Source organism: Vibrio sp. OPT24 (genome assembly GCF_015163545.1).
GTDB lineage: Bacteria > Pseudomonadota > Gammaproteobacteria > Enterobacterales > Vibrionaceae > Vibrio > Vibrio cyclitrophicus.
The window spans coordinates 87,842-105,255 of the sequence record NZ_JADDYI010000005.1 but is presented as its reverse complement, the minus strand read 5'-3'; the positions used below and the strand labels follow the sequence as shown (position 1 = coordinate 105,255).

The 17,414-nt window shown below is 42.7% G+C and carries 13 protein-coding genes; 6 read left to right on the top strand and 7 right to left on the bottom strand.

The features are described 5' to 3' along the window. Nucleotides 1–280: 280 nt before the first annotated feature. Together IQO02_RS02205 and IQO02_RS02200 are read right to left on the bottom strand one after the other, a co-directional pair. Nucleotides 281–778, bottom strand: coding sequence for a response regulator (locus tag IQO02_RS02205; protein ID WP_102282784.1), 498 nt, complete (start codon nucleotides 776–778; stop codon nucleotides 281–283). Further along, nucleotides 771–2,714 carry an ATP-binding protein gene (locus tag IQO02_RS02200; protein ID WP_029189644.1) on the bottom strand — a complete coding sequence of 648 codons (1,944 nt, stop codon included), beginning with the start codon at nucleotides 2,712–2,714 and terminating at the stop codon, nucleotides 771–773. The genes IQO02_RS02205 and IQO02_RS02200 overlap by 8 nt, the downstream gene beginning before the upstream one ends. 183 nt (nucleotides 2,715–2,897) lie before the next feature. Between IQO02_RS02200 and IQO02_RS02195 the strand changes: the two genes are divergently transcribed. Together IQO02_RS02195 and serC are read left to right on the top strand one after the other, a co-directional pair. Next, complete coding sequence (locus IQO02_RS02195) at nucleotides 2,898–4,160, top strand: DUF945 family protein (protein WP_010441447.1); 1,263 nt, start codon at nucleotides 2,898–2,900, stop codon at nucleotides 4,158–4,160. A 162-nt stretch (nucleotides 4,161–4,322) separates the two neighbouring features. Next, on the top strand, nucleotides 4,323–5,417 hold the full coding sequence (serC, locus tag IQO02_RS02190) for a 3-phosphoserine/phosphohydroxythreonine transaminase (protein WP_010441446.1): 1,095 nt from the start codon (nucleotides 4,323–4,325) through the stop codon (nucleotides 5,415–5,417). A gap of 189 nt (nucleotides 5,418–5,606) precedes the next feature. On the opposite strand, the gene IQO02_RS02185 is transcribed toward serC, so the two are convergent. After that, nucleotides 5,607–6,422, bottom strand: coding sequence for an AraC family transcriptional regulator (locus tag IQO02_RS02185; RefSeq protein ID WP_016793757.1), 816 nt, complete (start codon nucleotides 6,420–6,422; stop codon nucleotides 5,607–5,609). Nucleotides 6,423–6,630: 208 nt separating this feature from the next. Between IQO02_RS02185 and IQO02_RS02180 the strand changes: the two genes are divergently transcribed. The 3 genes from IQO02_RS02180 (at nucleotide 6,631) to IQO02_RS02170 (ending at nucleotide 10,764) form a co-directional block, all read left to right on the top strand. Further along, nucleotides 6,631–7,326: an MOSC domain-containing protein gene (locus tag IQO02_RS02180; RefSeq protein ID WP_010441442.1), complete on the top strand. Its 696-nt coding sequence runs from the start codon at nucleotides 6,631–6,633 to the stop codon at nucleotides 7,324–7,326. Between the two features lie 253 nt (nucleotides 7,327–7,579). Then, nucleotides 7,580–8,728, top strand: coding sequence for a sugar ABC transporter substrate-binding protein (locus tag IQO02_RS02175; protein ID WP_016793758.1), 1,149 nt, complete (start codon nucleotides 7,580–7,582; stop codon nucleotides 8,726–8,728). Between the two features lie 20 nt (nucleotides 8,729–8,748). Beyond that, the gene (locus IQO02_RS02170) at nucleotides 8,749–10,764 is read left to right on the top strand and encodes a GGDEF domain-containing protein (protein WP_016793759.1); all 2,016 of its coding nucleotides are present in this window, start codon (nucleotides 8,749–8,751) and stop codon (nucleotides 10,762–10,764) included. A 94-nt stretch (nucleotides 10,765–10,858) separates the two neighbouring features. Here the strand turns inward: IQO02_RS02170 and IQO02_RS02165 are convergent, their stop codons facing one another. After that, on the bottom strand, nucleotides 10,859–11,575 hold the full coding sequence (locus IQO02_RS02165; RefSeq protein ID WP_016797407.1) for a 3'-5' exonuclease: 717 nt from the start codon (nucleotides 11,573–11,575) through the stop codon (nucleotides 10,859–10,861). A 5-nt stretch (nucleotides 11,576–11,580) separates the two neighbouring features. Then, complete coding sequence (locus IQO02_RS02160; protein WP_010441436.1) at nucleotides 11,581–13,470, bottom strand: DUF294 nucleotidyltransferase-like domain-containing protein; 1,890 nt, start codon at nucleotides 13,468–13,470, stop codon at nucleotides 11,581–11,583. A 150-nt stretch (nucleotides 13,471–13,620) separates the two neighbouring features. Here IQO02_RS02160 and IQO02_RS02155 point away from each other — a divergent pair, with 150 nt between their 5' ends. Next, a complete protein-coding gene (locus tag IQO02_RS02155) occupies nucleotides 13,621–14,262 on the top strand; it encodes an outer membrane beta-barrel protein (RefSeq protein WP_016795218.1) in 642 nt (213 codons plus the stop codon). 135 nt (nucleotides 14,263–14,397) lie between these two features. Here IQO02_RS02155 and IQO02_RS02150 read toward each other — a convergent pair whose 3' ends face one another. Together IQO02_RS02150 and IQO02_RS02145 are read right to left on the bottom strand one after the other, a co-directional pair. Beyond that, nucleotides 14,398–15,588 carry an amino acid aminotransferase gene (locus IQO02_RS02150; protein WP_010441428.1) on the bottom strand — a complete coding sequence of 397 codons (1,191 nt, stop codon included), beginning with the start codon at nucleotides 15,586–15,588 and terminating at the stop codon, nucleotides 14,398–14,400. A 202-nt stretch (nucleotides 15,589–15,790) separates the two neighbouring features. Then, nucleotides 15,791–17,293, bottom strand: a complete 1,503-nt coding sequence (locus IQO02_RS02145) for an HD-GYP domain-containing protein (protein ID WP_010441426.1) — start codon at nucleotides 17,291–17,293, stop codon at nucleotides 15,791–15,793. Nucleotides 17,294–17,414: the final 121 nt, after the last annotated feature.

Genomic DNA, 17,414 nt, shown 5'->3' with positions numbered 1-17,414 from the left:
TTTGTCAATTAACTAAAAAATGACCAAATCAAGGGTTACTCTGCAACTGAGATCTCATGTTTTAGATACAATTCATCAAAATGTAAGCGTTAATAAATAAAATCTCAGTGCTATGCTGTGCAAGCTAAAATGCGACTCGCCGAGATTAAATCTCTATTTGACCTAATTTAATCTTTGTTCGCTCAGCTTGAACGGCTATTCCTTGCTTTAATAGCTATCAGAAAAGTTTAGTCTGACCACTTGCTTCTAATCGTCATTACCACCCGTATGGGGCTGGGAGCTATTCGCCAAAACTTGTTCGTTTGTCTGCCATGGCGGTCAGTATGCGCTCGGTATCCAAAATGGAAGTCCAGTTTAGCAATTGCTTGTCGTTAGCAATGACATAGTCAGTCAACTGTTGAGTAATTGTGTCTCGGAGTTGATCACCCTGCCAAGGTTTAGATATATAGAAATCGAGTGCAGCGTTATTAATTGCCGTCACGGTATCTTCTAACCCTGCTTGCCCTGTGAGTAGCAGTTTACGTGTCGGTTTAGTGAAGTCGTGTTGGTTGAGTTCAATAAGGAAATCGATCCCTGTTTTGTCCGGCATGATGTGGTCACATAAAATTAAAGCGAGCTTAATGCCATCTTGGCCCATCTCTTTGATTACTTGTTTGGCTTCATCGACCGATTCTGCACCTTCAACGATAAAGTTTTCTTCAAATACCGCCAAGTCTTGAAGCACACTGTTGAGAACTTCCAGTTCATCATCGACACATAAAATTAGGTACTTATTCATGAGGTGCTCCTTCTTGTTTGAATGGAAGCCAAACCTGCATGTCAGTATGGCTTCCTGCCTCAGACTCCACCAAAATAAATCCTTGATGAGTCGAAACAATTTGTTGAGAGATGGATAATCCAATTCCTAAACCAAAGTTGCCTTCTTTTTTGGTCGTAAAATTTGGGTCGAAAATCGTATTGATATGTTCTTTGTCGATACCGTGGCCAGTGTCGGATATTTGCACAACCAAAAAAGAGTCATCCCCTTTTTTTTGCTGAGACGTTGTGATCGAGACTTTTCCTCTTTCTGAAAGTGCGTCGAGCGCGTTGGAGATAAGGTTCGTCCACACCTGTTGCAGTGCGAGTGACTGACACAATAAAGGGGGGAGGTCGGTATCGTAGTGTTTTTCTAGCTCGTGAAATTTAAGCCTGTTTTCAAAAATAACTAGCGTATCTTCTAGCCCTTCGTGAATGTCCGCGTAGTGGCGAACCTCTTCATCTTCTCGGGCGTAGCTTTTTAGGCTTTTGACCATGTCGGCAATGCGTTTGCTGCACACTTGAATTGAGCGAATCGAGTTTCCAACATAGTGATAATGCTCTAAATCATTGAGCAGCTCTTTACCTGCGACAGGGGAGTCTTTCAAGGTCTCTAGAACCGTAGAATCTTGGCATAGGTTAAGCCTGACTGCTTTTTTGGCTAGCGCCCGATCATCGATCGTTGAGGTCAAATGTTTTACTAGCTGTCTTTCTTGAGCCGTCGATAGTGGCTTGGCCAGCTTCGAATGCGCTAATACTTCGGTCCCTTTGTTTGACTCTGGGAGAGACGAGTTTTCGAGTATCTGATCGAGATGTTCAGATAAGGTTTCAATACTTCTCAATATTGCTGCGATAGGGTTGTTTAACTCATGAGCGACGCCCGCGACGAGTTGACCCAACATCGCCATCTTCTCTTTTTCTATTAGCTGTTGATGCGCGGATTCCAAAGATTCGAGCGTTTGTTGGAGCTTAATCTTATTGGTGATGCTTCTTTGCAAGCGTCGGTTAAAGTGACGAAGCAATAAATTAGTAAACAGCGGTAACAGAGTGCTGTTTGAGTGCATAACCTGAGCGAAACTGTCTTTATCAAGCTTAATCACTCGTGTTTGAGTCAGAGTTATCGCGGTAGAAAACGAAGGCTCACCAGTCACGAAGGACATCCCACCGACAATGTTCCCTTTGGAGTGACGTACTACTTCTCGCTGTTGCCCTAATTCATCTTTCTTGTAGAGTGCAGCTTCACCCTCAATGAGCAACCACAGAAAGCGATTGTCTTCGCCCTCAACCGTCAGTAAATGCTCTGGTGAATAATCACGAATTGCTTTGGTTTTATCGTCTTTAGAGAAGACATCTTGCAGGGCACTAACTACGCGCTCAGCTAGAGCATTATCAGAAAGCTGGTGGTAGTCGTGAATGAACCCCGATTGGAAAGAGTGAATCTTTTGTTCAATGTGCGCTCTGAGTAAGCGCTGTTGATCCAATGCATCACTGTAAGAGAGCAGGTTTTCTGAGTCGTATTGGATAACAAAAGAAGTCAGCTCTTTTTGCGCTGATTTGAATAGAACCTGATCTTGAACTGGTTTGGTTAGACAGTGATTGAGTCGACCTTCATTCACAGCGGTTAGAATGGATTGAATGTCTGACGAGGCGCTGACTAATATCGTTCTTGCGGTATTACTATGAGGCAGCTGTTCAAGTTCAATAAGAAATTGCACGCCATTAAATTCAGAATGATGATGAGTGATCACCAAGGCAACGGTTTGGTTGTGATCATGGATATCTTCTAATGCGTGATGTGCGTCTTCTATGTTCTCGGCAGTATAAATATCGAATACAGAAGCCAACGGAGCCAGCTCCAAATGTATTCTTTCAATGCTAACCGGATTATTGTCCAAACAGATAACAGCGTATTGATTCACAGCTCAACCTTAATAGTAGCGACGCTTCTAGCCTAGCAAGAACCGACGAATAAGGATGAGAGCTAACCGTTAATTTATTGAGGCAATCGAAGTATCGAGCAATAGACTGATTTAACTCAATGTTTCTTGTTTGCTACTGATGGGTTAGACTAAAAAAAACAGACACGTGTAGAAAGAGAACTCATGGAACAGTTAAGAAAAATTGGCGCAATCGGCGGAGCAATCTCATTGGCACTTTGTTGGCCACTAGCGGTTGGGCAAATTGGACAAAACGCGATTACTGATGGCGTTGCAAAGCTTAACAATTCAAGCATTCAAGCTGAGATCGTGGAATACGATAGAGGTTATTTATCTTCTAATGTTAAAACACGTTTAACGGTGACGGATGAAAATCTCAAAGAGCAACTCGCGCTTGATGGGATTCCGAGTGAGTTTGTTATCAACAGCGCGGTTAGCCATGGTCTAGTCAGCCTAGGTGCGCTGTCGACATTTGAAAATGCAGATATTCTTCCTCTGACTCTTACTACCAGCACCGAGTTAAACGGCAACACTGATTTTAATTTCGAGTTGAGTCAGTTTAATTATCAAGGTTCTGATGATAATGGTACCTCAGTCTCTATCACGAAATCGAACCTGTCTGGCCATGCCACTGTATTAGGGCAAGTCGATTACAAGCTTACGGTTCCTTCTGTGCAAATTGATTTTGAAACCGGTGAAGAAGTGACACTGTCGAACCTGACGGGTGTTGGTTCTGGCCAGCAAGCAAAAGGCTATTGGTTAGGCTCACAGAATTTTACTATCGATAGCTTCCTAGTTTCGGATTCGGCTATGCAGCCATTCATGACTATCGAAAATTCAAAGTACGATTTTGAATCTCACCTTGATGAAGCGACTAAACGTCTGCGCAGTAATCTCAAGTTGGATATCGCCAATATCGAGACCAACGAAGGTCAAGTGAATAACTTAAACGTCGATTTCGAAATGGCGAAACTGGACAGTGAATCGTTTGAGAAGATCTTTGAAATCTACCAATCAAATCCGGTTCTGACTCAAGATGATGTTGCAGAGATCATTCCATTCATCGATATCCTGTTTGCTAAAGGGTTTGACCTTTCAATGAATAATATGTCTCTACAGCTAGGTCAGGGTGAATTTGACTCTAAATGGTTGCTGAGCGTACCCGAAGGAACTGAAAACATCAGTAGTAATCCTTCTATGATTGTTCCTGCATTAACGGGTAATATTCACTCGAGTTTCTCAAATGGACTTGTCGAGGAGTACCCATTCATCCGTGAAGGTATAGATGAATTGATCGTAATGGAGATGATCAAGCAAACAGAAAGTGGTTATGAAATCAGCGCTGACATAGCAAACGGAAATCTAGTGTTTGAAAATGGACAAGAAATTCCATTAATTGCGCTACTTATGCCGGTTTTTGTTCAATAAAAAGAACAGGCCTGAATACTGGTAGGGTGTTTTAACGAGTTAAGTTAAACATTTTGTACGGTACGAAACAAAAGAGGTCTTAAGACCTCTTTTGTGGTTTTTATGTTGGGGAAAACATGGTATTACTTGCTTAGTTATTATTTAGCAGGAGCAATTACCCCCATGGAACTTACATTAGATAACGTCTTTAACTTTAGTGCTGGTCCAGCGGCACTGCCTAAACCAGTAATGAAACAAGCACAAGCTGATTTCATTGATTGGAATGGTTTGGGTACTTCCGTTATGGAAATCAGCCATCGAAGCAAAGAGTTTATTAAAGTTGCCGACGAATCTGAGCAAGACCTACGTGATCTTTTGAATATCCCAGACAACTACAAAGTTCTTTTTTGTCAGGGGGGCGCTCGTGCTCAATTCGCTGCTGTGCCTCTAAACCTTCTGGGTGACGCAAAGACTGCGACTTATATTGATGCGGGTTACTGGGCAGAAAGCGCAGTGACAGAAGCAAGTAAGTACTGTGAAATCGATGTATTCAACGCGAAAACATCAATTGATGGTAAAGCGGCGGTTGTACCAGCTAAAGATTGGAAAATCGATCCGAAAGCAGCTTACGTGCACTTCTGCCCAAATGAAACTATAGATGGCATTGAGATCAGCGAGCTACCGCAAACTGATAAACCAATCGTTGCCGACATGTCATCAAATATATTGTCTCGTCAAATCGATGTTTCTCAGTACGGCGTTATCTACGCGGGCGCTCAAAAGAATATTGGTCCTGCGGGTATCTGCATTGCTATCGTTCGTGATGATCTACTCGATCTTGCAAACGATGTGCTACCGAGTATTCTTAACTACAAAGTGCTTGCTGAAAAAGACTCAATGTTTAACACGCCACCAACGTATGCTTGGTACTTATCGGGCCTTGTATTTAAATGGCTGAAAGCTGAAGGTGGTGTTGAAGCAATGGAGCGCGTCAATCAAGAAAAAGCGGCGCTACTTTACAACGCGATTGATGATTCTGCTTTCTACAGAAACGATGTTCACACAGCAAACCGCTCAAGAATGAATGTGCCATTTCAATTGGCGAAACCAGAACTGGATAGCAAGTTCCTTGAGCTAGCTGACGCTGCAGGCCTTAAATCACTTAAAGGTCACCGCGCTGTTGGCGGTATGAGAGCTTCGTTATACAACGCAATGACACTAGAAGGTGTTCAAGCATTGGTGAGCTTTATGAAAGAGTTTGAAGAAAAATACGCTTAGTAAGCGAACTTCAATATTCACAATTCGAAAGAGGAGCTTGATGCTCCTCTTTTTTTATTTCTTTGAAGCGGTAAGCCTGCCTTCTTAGCTTCTAACTAGGCTCTTGTACGACAAGTTATTACAAAGTAGAAAGTAACACTTCACTTGTTTTATTAAGCCCCATCACTGCTCGTATCTCACCATTAGCACTTACACTCTCCGTTGACCATTAACACGAAACTGCTGTGGGGTAACATCAAAATAGGCCTTGAAAGCTTTGATGTATGAAGAGTCGTTCTGATAACCCACTTTGTCGGCAATATTTTGAATTGAGAGTTCTTCATCCAATAAAGACAGCGAGTAAATCAGTCGTATTTGCTGTCGCCATAATTGAAACGACGTATTGAATTCTTTTGAGAATAACCGCGATAACGTGCGCTCTGATGCGCCTACTTTCTTCCCCCATTCACTGAGCGACCAATCTAATGCTGGAATATCTGTAAGCGCTTCAAATATTAGTTTTAAGCGTCTGTCTTCGGGTAATAATAGTTGAAAGGTCTGTACATTACCTTTCATGATTTGGTCATGTAAAACCGCGAGCAAACGTGATACTTCCTCATCACTTTTGTGTCCTTCACACTGCCTTCGGAGCTCTTGTAACAGTTCATTTAAGAACGGCGTGAGCGTAATGGTTCGCACTTGAGGATCATAGGTCGTGCCAAAATCAGGATTGATATAAATGCCGACAAACGTCGTATGACTAAGTGCGATAGATTCATGTGGGATACTGGCAGGAACAAACAAGGCTGAGGTGTGTGGCACAAGGTGTTGGTAGTGATCAGTTTTGGTTTGCAACAGCCCTTTGATGGGAAAGATAACTTGATGCCATGTGTGCTGATGCATTTTGTCAATATACCCTTTGGGCATGTCGATGGTCTTCACCAATGCAGGTGAATGGAAACTGGTAGCCATCATTTCATTTGAAGTCATGACATCGGATTGAGAATCAATTTGGCGGGTTAGCATTGTTAACTGTCCTTACATCTCTATCCTGACACAGGTTCGCTAGGCTATCATGTTGGGAAACGTGAATGAAGCCGCGAAAGAAAATGTATGCGATATCAAGTTGGAATATCCAAAGAAAACGGCATGTTTAAGCAAGCGGCAACGTTAATCAAACGATAGATCAAGCGATAAAGTTCAGCAGACAAGTTACGGTTAAAAGGGCAGGGATATGAAAAAGTTAGGCGTAGTGAATAGTGTATTAACAGGCAAGACTGTGGACTTTGCACACGGATCAAAAAGTGCCATTAACAAACAAGTTGTGCCTAGTCGTCAACATGCCACAGAGCTTGGTTTTACAAATGACGAGCAAGGCGATCCTCGTTTCCATGGTGGTATTCAAAAAGCCCTTCATATTTATCCAAGTGAACACTACCCAGCTTGGCAACGCGAGCTAGGCGACAAATCGATTTTCCAAGCTGCAGGCGCATTTGGCGAGAACCTCAGCTCAAGTGGTATAACTGAAGCGTCAATTTGTTTGAAAGATAAGATTCGCATTGGTTCAACAGTGTTGGAAGTCTCACAGGGACGTATGCCTTGTTGGAAGTTGAACGTAAGATTCGAGCAAAATGATATGGCAAGAAGACTGCAAGATACTCTTCGTACTGGTTGGTACTTTCGAGTATTGGAACACGGGAATATTGGAGCTGGTGACGAGATTATTTTGTGCGAAAGACCTTATCCTGACTGGTCTCTAGCTCGAATCATGGGAGCGGTCTTCACTGGTTGTCTCGATAAACGAGAGTTAAGCCAATTAGCTGATTTGCCGTTAGTTGAATCCTGGGGAAAGCTTGTTGAACGACGTTTGGAAACGGGTGAGGTTGAAGATTGGGAAATGCGATTAGTTGGGCCAACATTGGTCAACTAATTCAATAGCACCAAATGAGATGAATGCCGCTTTTGCGGTATTTTTTTTTGCCTAGGCAATACTTAAGGGTATGATATGTTGTCATGTTGTCATGTTGTCATGTTGTCACGTTGTCCTATTTCTTCATGGTTTTTTGCTATATAACGTATCGCCAAAAAATAACAACTAGCAAGTGATCGCGTAGTGATGAGGTTGGTTTGTGTTCGAATAATTAAGTTTGACCCTGATGTTTTTTTACCTATTGGAGTGATGTGTGAGACTACTGAGTATCTTGCCGGCGTTTTTTCCGATGTTTACTTGTGCCTCTACACTCGAAATATGGGCGGGTATCAACTATGAAACCGCCGACTATGTCAAAGAACATATTGAGTCGATGACCGAGCATTACGTTGAAATTCGCCCATTCAACGTCAACAGTATTCGTTCAGAGCTTCTTGTTGCAGATCCTAGGGATAATATCTTCCCAGATGCTATTTGGGTGCCTTCCGATTTCCTAGGGTTAAGTGAATATATCGATCTTGCTACCCTCCCTGAAAATTGGGTTAATACCTCACGCTATGAGAAGAAAGCGCTTGATGCAGTGGTTATCGACGGTGAGCTTAAAGCGCTGCCTGTTGGTATTGGTAATCAGATAGTGTTGTATTCAAATAAACCACAATCTCAAGTCATTACTTGGGAGTCGTTAATCCAACGTTCTGCAGATACGAAGCAGGTAAGCCTTCTTTTCCCTAATCCAAATATGTACTTCTATTTGGCATTTTATCAGCTATTTTCAAAAAATTTGCTTTCAGCGCAGAATGTCAATGGCAAAGGTTTGGTCTCGGTTTTTGAGTTTATCGAGATGCTTGAAAAGACAAATACTATTGAACGATCTTGTGATGAAGTATGCGCTAGGCAGCAATTCATTAATGGTGAAGTTGAGTTTCTAATTGATGGAGATTGGGCGTTTAGTGAACTTGATTCGGCTTTTGGTGAGGCTTTACACGTGAATTCATTGCCGACGTATCAAGGAAGATCTATGTCCTCTTTTAGTGGCGCGAAAGTGTTCGCTATCACCAAAAAAGGTATGGAAAATCCAGAGAAAAGAGAGGCATTGAAGGAGGTGGTTGAATACTTACAATCGAATCGCTTCACCTACTTAGCTCACTCAAATGCAATGATCTCTCCATTTTACGAAGTGAATCAACGTCGAGTAAAAGAGGGGAATCACACCTTTTCCAATATGTACGATGAGTTTCAGTCGTCGCAAATGATGTCGAGTGATTACCGAATGGCGATTGTATGGGAAGCGTCTGCAAGGGCATATGAGCGATTCAAGTCAGGTATGCCAAAGGCAGAGTTGCATAAGTTCTATGATGAATTCGTGCTCTATTACTCGGCGACGATGAGGTCCGGCAATTGAAACTTTCTCTAAAGTACACCATGGGGTTAGTACTACTTGCTTGTTCATTGCTTCCTGTTTATGTCGCTGGACAGCTTATATTGAATCAACAAAGCCAAAGCTCTCTAGAGCAAAAAGAAATCAAGTTGGCCAATTCGACTATCGGTATTGAGCAAACGGTATTTGACAAAGTTAATCTCATCGCAAGCCTTACACAATGGTATTCGCAGGATCGCTCTTTGATTAAGGCGGGAGGGAATATCTTTTTCTCGAGCGTAGTCTGGGACAAGATGGATAGTTTTAATTCGTTGGCTGATAGCGTGTCAGCCACGTACATACTGGATCGTTACTGGAAACCTATTTATGACAGCAAGGGCAGTTTGTATCACTTTGAGAAAAGTCAGTTACTCGAAGATTTGAAGCAGCCGCTTTTAACCTATAAGCAAGGAAAGCTGTTTCACACTGAATTTACTGAACCTGAGTTAGTGGATGATGCCAGTGCAGGCATTGCGTTTGTTGCTCCCATTTTGCCTTATCGGCTTATTGAAGGTTCTAGTTATACACCGCAAGGTTATTTGGTTGTACTGATGGGTTACGACCGGTTGGAGTCCAAAGTCACCCCCTTCCTATATGAGAATGAGTCGGTCGAGTTTAATCACGTTCCTCACTCTGGTTTAGAACGCACTAGCGTCGAACGCACTAATGCAGAGAACACTGCGTCTGAAACGAAGCTCGTTTCAATAGGCAACGACTTGTTTTCAGCACCTTTAAGGCTCTCGATAAAACATAATGTTTCTGACAGTGCTCGATTGTTAGAAATGCAGCAATCAGAGGCGGTGTTTGTCAAAATTCTATTCGCAACATTAGCCATTGCTATTGTGTGTGCTCTGCTTTTAAGTCGTTTGTTCTCACAACAGTTGAACTTGCTAACAGAGTCGGTTGGGTCATATTCGAGTAATAAGTTGCCTAATCATAAACTAGAAGAGCATCGTTTTACGGAGTTCTTCACTCTCAGCAGTTTATTAGGAAAAATGTGGGCTCGAATACAGCATCAACTCAGTGAATTAACGGTACGAAATGAGCAGTTAATTTCTGCTAACTATCAGATTGCCGAGAGTAATAACAAGCTAGAAAATTTCAATATACAGTTAGAGAAAACGGTAGAAGAGAAAACCAGCAGCCTAGCGTATTCATTAGCCCGTGAAGAATCACATAAGCATCGAATTCTCAAGATTGTTCAGTTTGCTTCGATGAGAAAAAGTGTTGAATATCGCCTAATTCCAGAGCTGGTTAATGTACAACTTGTATCGATATTGCCTAACTGTTGTATGCAGTTCAGTTTTAGTGATAAGCCCGAGAGCAGCAAAGCGCTATTGGATTCTAAAGCGCTGTTGGGTTCTAAAGTGCTCTTGGATTCTAAAGTATTGGTGGATTCTAAAGGCGCCACTATTGGCTACTTTGTTTCTAAAGAGTTTGATCGTCTGAGCGAAGAAGACGTATTAATTTTCGATTTGTACCAAAAACAGTTAGCCAGTTGGATAGAGCTAGAAAACATCACTCGAGTTAACATGCAGACAGGCTGCTATAACCGAAAAGCGTTTAACGAAGATTTTGAGTTTAGTAAGCGGTGTGTCGTCAACAACCGAGATACACTGTCTTTATTTATTATTGATATCAACGGATTGAAAAATACGAATGACGTCTACGGGCATAAGGTCGGAGATCAGTTGATACAGTGTAGTGTGGAAGTTATTCGTAAGCGACTGGATAGTATGAGTAATTTGTACCGTTTAGGAGGAGACGAGTTTGGGATCCTCACTTTAAGCGGTCACGGTCAAGATCTTCAAAGTGCAGGTTCATTGGTGCAGTGTCTGTATGCGGACCAAGAAGGACAAGTTATTGAAGCTAAAGCTGGTATCTCTATTCCGGTTCGATTTTCTATCGGGTCTTCGTGCAGCGAATCTACCGATCTCGATAATCTGTTCGCTGTCGCCGATGAGGATATGTATAAACAGAAACGCCATTATTATCAGTCTTTGCTTTCGACAGACAAATAACAATGAATAGAGAAAGAGGAGCATGATGCACCTCTTTTTTCATATATCTAACTCTATATTGCTCTTCTGCCACCGATTCGCCATGTAGCAGCCACTACAGCCAGAAATCCTTTAAAGGCATGTCATCGCTGTAGTGATGAGCAATCTGCGCTTGGAGTAGCTCTGCGGTTGCAATGGCATCCACTAGTGCGTGGTGTGGCGTGTAGTCCGGTAAGTGGTATCGACGACGACTTTGCCCAAGTCTTACTGATGCCGGCTTCTGGCCTTTGAGTTTATTCCACAAGCCACCGGCCAATTTATGCTGAATTTGAGATTCTATTTCTAGTGTATCTAATACTGGAAACTCAATGCCTTCGCCTAGCCTTACTTTTAACGCGTTGTCCAAGAAATCACGCTCAATTCGACGGTAATGAACAACTGGAATGTGGCCTGCCATTGCCCCCAAAATATCTTCAAGCACTTCATTTAAATCTGGAGCATCAATAATGTCATTGTGAGTAATGCCATGGATGACGACTGATTCTTCTTCTAGTTTTTGTTTAGGCCTAAGTGTCCAGTGTCTTGCCTGTCGTAGATAAATACGATTGAGCGTAAACGGGACTAACCCAATGGTAATGATGCCATCTTTAACAGGGTTTAAGCCTGTGGTTTCAAAGTCCACTGCTAAAAAGGTCACTTCAGAAAGTGGTGTATCTGGAGCCGGAAGTGGCTCACTATAAAATTTCTGCAAACGCTCATCTTTTGAACGCTCTAGCTTTTGCGCAAACTTAAAAGGCCAGTCCACCGCAGGAGTTCTAAATAATTTACTCATAGTCCCTACTTAAACTTATTGCTAGCTTGATAACGGAACTTAAGGAAGTTTTGCGCGTTGCTAAGAATTTGGAATGCGTCCTTCAAGTTACGACGTTCAAAATCTGAAAGGTTTTCGGGTTCAATGTTGTTATCAGGCTCGATGTTATTGTCAACATCGTGTGCTTGATGACGAATACGAACTAGAGAGATAAACTCCATGGCGTCTTTCAAGTCTTGTGCTCTACCTTTTGGCAAAATACCGGCGTCGATAATGTCATCCAAACGTTCAAATGAGTTCTTTGAACGAGAAGCCACCGCTAAAGAGTGAACACGAATTAAGTCTGCGAGTGGCGCGGTGCCACGACGTTTAAGGTTGATCGAGTTGTTGTGACGGCCATCTTTCTCCATTACGAAATCTTTGAAGAAACCCAGAGGCGGTGTGCGGTTGAGCGCGTTACGAGCAAGACACGCTAAGAAGCGATTATTCTTACGTGCACGTCTTACGATGAAGCTGTTCAATTGCTCAGCCCATTTTAAGCGGCCATACACGCCATCTAAATCAAAGAAGATGGAAGCATTTAGTAGTGCTTTCGGGTTCGGATCATCAATCCAATCGGCAAAGCACTCTTCCCATTGGCGACGTGTCATGCGCCAAGTAGGATTTGTCGCCATGATGTCGCCAGTACAGTAAACGTAACCACATTGATCTAAACCGTCACAGATAAAAGTGGAAAGCTCTTCAAAGTATTTACCATGCTTTTTCTCGTCGTACGTATCGTCAAGAATGATGGCATTATCTTGGTCTGTGACTAGCAGCTGTTCGTCACGGCCCATAGAGCCGAGTGCAAGGAAACAATAAGGAATGGGCGCTTTACCCAGTTTCTCTTCACCTAACTCGATAATACGTTGTTTAAAGCTACGGCCAATTACTGACATAGCGGTACCAACCATATGTGCGTTGGCGTCTTCGTTGACTAGACGAACAAAGCTGTCTTTTACTTGTTCTGAGAGCACTTTGAGATCTTCAATACTCTGCTGTTGGAAGATACTGCTTACCAATAATAGGGAGTTTTGAGATTCGTAACGCACGATATCAGTTGCTTCGATTATACCGATTGGCTTCTTGTCTTTTAGTACTGGTAGGTGATGCACGTTGTAGCGAAGCATAGTCATCATTGCTTCGTATACATAGGCGTTATGGTCTAGCGAGATAACCTCGGCTGTCATTACGCTTGATACTTCATCGGATGGGTCGAGGCCTTCTGCGAGAACGCGTGTACACAAGTCTCGGTCCGTGATAATGCCGATAACAGGCGTTGAGTCGTCTTCATCGTCTTCAACAATATCTGGGTCAATAATGAGCAGTGAAGAGACGTTGTCTTCGGCCATCATGGTGGCAGCTTGCTGAATCGTGCGCGTTTTTTCGATCATCGGTGCTTCACTGGTGAGCAGTGTTTTCACCTTAGAGGTCGTTAAATCATTAGCGTCGTTGCTGTCTGAATTAGCTTGACGAAGGCGGGCGTTGTCTTCGACTTCAACGAAGTCGGCAAAAGAGTCATAGTTGTCATAGAGTTCTTGGAAGATTGGCTCAGGAATGCAATAGAGTAGGGTATCTTCGGTCGCTTTCACTGGAAAACGAACCTTGTTGTTGGTCAGCAAGCCCATTTGGCCGAACAAGTGCCCTTCATCAAGGCGGTTATAGAGTTCGCCTTTACGACGATAAACTTCTACTTCACCGCTTCGAACGATATAGAGATCATGAATTTGGTCACCAAAGTGAATGATAGGTGTATCTTGGCGGTAATAAGAAATTTCTACGCTACTGGTCACTTTCATCAAGGCCTCCTCAGGGAGTTCTGTGAAAGGTGGGTATTGTGCCAGAAAGTTCTGAATCTCTAATAACTCAGCATCCATAATGATCATCCATTAGTTTGTATGATTTCATGGTACAACATTTGATAATAATTTGCCGTGACAAATCAATCTGTGAGCTAAAACCTTTTTAAAGTCTTATGGATAGACTAATCTTTCAGTTAATGGAGTGATTGCTTAAGGATAATAGGAATGTCGAAGTGGAAGCTTAGTTTGGTATCTGCAGTTTTTATGTTTTCTCCAAATTTGTGGGCAGAAACTCATAGTGTGGATATTCTTGATTATGACCATATATACGCCACCGCGCATTCGGGCAGTTTAAATGAAGATGCCGGCAGTAATAACAATGCTTCGTCATATGGGTTGGGTGTGAGTTACGCCATGACTGACGACTGGTTGTTGCTAGGTGACTACAGTGCACGTTTCATCCACCCGGATGAAACGACAACCCGAATTGATACGCTTACGCCGGGTGTTGGTTATCGATATAGTATTAAAAAAGATTTAGATGTGGTGGCTTACTACCTGCTTGGTATTACTAAGGGTAAGGTTGAAGATAATGATACCAACCGAACTGAATCTTCGGACACTGAGTTCATCCAAGGGATAAAAGCCGAACTTAACTATGGATTTGCGAAACGTTGGATTGCAAACGGCAGTGTGCAAGTGAATCGCAGTGACCTGTTTGATGAAGAAATTTACCACGTGGGTTTACGTTATCTAGTGACCAATAAGTTTGCGATTGGTGGCTCTTATCAACACCGAGACGGTGAAGGTAAGATTCGCAGTGAACGCACCAATGAGCTTGGAGTGGAGTTTGTTCTAGAGTATTAGTCAACGATATGAAGACTAAGTGTTTGATACACAAAGTAAGTGATTCATACATCAAAACTCAGACGTAAAAAAGCCAGCGTAACTGCTGGCTTTTTGATATCTATACGTCTTCAAGTACAGGTTTATGCTTTACGATTAAAGAACCGCAGCGATACCTTTACACAGAGGACCCATGTTTGACTTAGTCATACCAGCAACACTAATACGGCCAGAGCCAACAATGTAGATAGCGAATTCGTCTTTCAGGCGAGTTACTTGCTCTTTGCTTAGGCCAGAGAACGAGAACATGCCGTTTTGGCGTTCGATGAATGTGAAGTCTGCATCAACACCTTCAGATTTCAGTGTTGTTACGAACAGCTCACGCATCTCTTGGATACGATCACGCATTTCTGCTACTTCCGCTTCCCATTCAGCACGTAGATCAGCATCACCAAGGATGTGAGTTACTACAGCACTACCGTGCGCTGGTGGGTTAGAGTAGATAGAGCGAATGATGCTCTTAACTTGAGAGAACGCTGTCGTTGCTACGTCTGCAGATTCAGCAACAAGAGTGAATGCACCTACGCGTTCGTTGTACAAGCCGAAGTTCTTAGAGAATGAGCTAGCAACAAGGATCTCCTTGTTGTATTGAGCAAAAATACGTAAGCCAGCCGCATCTTCTTCAACGCCTTTTGCAAAACCTTGGTAAGCAAAATCGAATAGAGGAAGCAGTTTCTTCTCTGCAACTAGTTTAGCCAGTACTTCCCACTCTTCAGTTGTTGGGTCGATACCTGTTGGGTTATGACAGCAGCCGTGAAGAAGAACGATATCGCCAGCAGAAGCTTTCTCTAGGTCAGCAACCATGCCTGCGAAATCTTTGTCTTTTGTTTCAGCGTTGTAGTAGCTGTATTGAGCGGTTTCGATACCTGCAGCAGCGAAAACGCCGTTGTGGTTAGCCCAAGTTGGGTTACTGATCCAGATTTTCACGTCGCCCAGTTGGCGCTTGATGAATTCACCTGCTACGCGAAGTGCACCCGTACCACCTGGAGCTTGTGCTGTTTTAGCACGCTGAGACGTTACGATTTCTGCATCTGAACCGAAAAGAAGTTTCTGAACGGCTAGACCGTATTCAGCCGTGCCTTCAATTGTTAGGTAAGATTTGGTTTTTTCGTTTTCAAGAAGTGCAGCTTCTGCTTTCTTTACTGTTTTAAGTACAGGCGTTTGACCATCTTCATTTTTGTAGATGCCAACACCAAGGTTGATTTTCTCTGCGCGAGAGTCTTTTTTAAACTCTTCAGTAAGGCCGAGGATAGGGTCGGCGGGAGCAGCTAACACTTTTTCAAACATAATCTTCATCCATGTCAATTGAGAGGGGATAGTATCTACTGGTAGTTATACCTGTATGGAATTTTTAAGACAATACGAAGTGAACAGAAAGACCAAAAAAAATCCATTTCAATCAGATTTATTGACTAAAGAGGGTATTTGATAACAAAACACCCTACGGGTTAACCTATAGGGTGTAAGAAGTTAGTGATTTTTGAATAGATTATGCTGGTTGAGCAATGAAGCTCTCGCGTTCAAGTTCACTTGGGATGTTTTTGCCATCTTTATAGGTCGCTGCAATCTCGACAAACCGCTGTTCAACAGTAAGAAATGCTTGAACAACTTGCGGATCAAAATGCGTCCCATTGCCCTCCAAGATAATCTGTTTAGCTTGCTCGTGAGTAAAGGCTGGCTTGTACACGCGCTTCGATATGAGCGCATCATAAACATCTGCTAATGCCATTAATCGGCCAGATAACGGGATTTCTTCACCGGACAACTGATTTGGATAGCCGCTGCCATTCCATTTCTCATGATGCGTCAGTGATATCTCTTTCGCGACTTTTAAGAATGAGCAGCTTCCCAACTGCTTTTCTGCAATAGACAGGGCTTCAGCACCAATTGCAGGGTGACCTTTCATTATTTCAAATTCTTCATCGGTTAATTTACCGGGTTTTAGTAAAACCTTGTCAGGAATACCTACCTTGCCGACGTCATGTAGGGGAGCTGATTTATAAAGTAATTCGATATAATTCGGAGTTAACAAATTAGCGTGTGTTTCCGACCTGCTAAGCTCTTGTGCCAGTACCTTTACGTACTCTTGAGTTCTCAGAATGTGAGCACCCGTTTCATTATCTCGAGACTCTGCAAGCGCCGACAAGCTAACAATCGCAACATCACGTGTGGTTTTTACTTCGTTCTGCGCGGTTTCAAGGCTATCTAGCATGATGTTAGTCATGGATGCCATAGAACCTAGCTCGTTGTAGCCGAAAATCGGTAGACGAATGCCTGGTTCACCTTGGGTAACTTTATTCAAGGCGCACTCTTGGCTAAGGAGAATACGTTTAATCAACTTGTTCCAAAGTGTCATTATGGTTATCGCGTATCCACCAAGTACTAGCGCTAAATAGATGAACTCTTTAATCACGCTGACTTTGCCGGTGCCATCCAACAAGCGTTCAGGGTTGTTCTCCAGCCAAAAAATATCTTTAACAGCCACCATCGTCAGCATAGTGGTCAGTGTGATTAGAAGTACGATGACTAAACCGATCATCTGATTCACTAATGAACTTCGCTCTCCTACTAGTTGGAAGTCAAATTGCCCAGATTTTTCCATCTTGTCTATCTGATTCAATTTGGCTTTCAGTTGCAGAATGCTTCCCGTAAAAAAGCCGAACAACGTCATTCCGAAGACCACTTTTAAATTACTATCGATAGTGAAGTCGTAACTCAAGTTGTAATAAAGAGCGAAAGGGACGCTTGCTACAAAAAACAACAGGGAATCGAGTTGTGCAAACCGACCTTGTTTAACCAAAGTGTGGTGTGCAAACAGGAAATGGCGCACAAGCCAAACCAAGGCAAAAACGATGCTCACTTGAGTGAATATTTCTAGGGTCGTTAAGGTGTCGAGCATAGGGCATACTCGACTGCAATAGGTGCCAAAAAGTACGCCAGCGATAACGTACAGTTGAGTTGTTAGCGACTGATTATAGTTTGATGTATCCATCGATAAGCCTTTATTCGTTTTCGTTTCTGATCTACATAATGCTTATTAGATTCACGAGTTTTAAGCACGCATACTTGCTGTGAAATACGCATTGCCTGTATTGAAATATAAATAACTTGAA

Coding starts and splice junctions, on each gene's coding strand:
- IQO02_RS02205 (WP_102282784.1), bottom strand. CDS start 778: ATGAATAAGTACCTAATTTTATGTGTCGATGATGAACTGGAAGTTCTC.
- IQO02_RS02195 (WP_010441447.1), top strand. CDS start 2,898: ATGGAACAGTTAAGAAAAATTGGCGCAATCGGCGGAGCAATCTCATTG.
- serC (WP_010441446.1), top strand. CDS start 4,323: ATGGAACTTACATTAGATAACGTCTTTAACTTTAGTGCTGGTCCAGCG.
- IQO02_RS02185 (WP_016793757.1), bottom strand. CDS start 6,422: ATGCTAACCCGCCAAATTGATTCTCAATCCGATGTCATGACTTCAAAT.
- IQO02_RS02180 (WP_010441442.1), top strand. CDS start 6,631: ATGAAAAAGTTAGGCGTAGTGAATAGTGTATTAACAGGCAAGACTGTG.
- IQO02_RS02170 (WP_016793759.1), top strand. CDS start 8,749: ATGGGGTTAGTACTACTTGCTTGTTCATTGCTTCCTGTTTATGTCGCT.
- IQO02_RS02165 (WP_016797407.1), bottom strand. CDS start 11,575: ATGAGTAAATTATTTAGAACTCCTGCGGTGGACTGGCCTTTTAAGTTT.
- IQO02_RS02160 (WP_010441436.1), bottom strand. CDS start 13,470: ATGGATGCTGAGTTATTAGAGATTCAGAACTTTCTGGCACAATACCCA.
- IQO02_RS02155 (WP_016795218.1), top strand. CDS start 13,621: ATGTCGAAGTGGAAGCTTAGTTTGGTATCTGCAGTTTTTATGTTTTCT.
- IQO02_RS02150 (WP_010441428.1), bottom strand. CDS start 15,588: ATGTTTGAAAAAGTGTTAGCTGCTCCCGCCGACCCTATCCTCGGCCTT.
- IQO02_RS02145 (WP_010441426.1), bottom strand. CDS start 17,293: ATGGATACATCAAACTATAATCAGTCGCTAACAACTCAACTGTACGTT.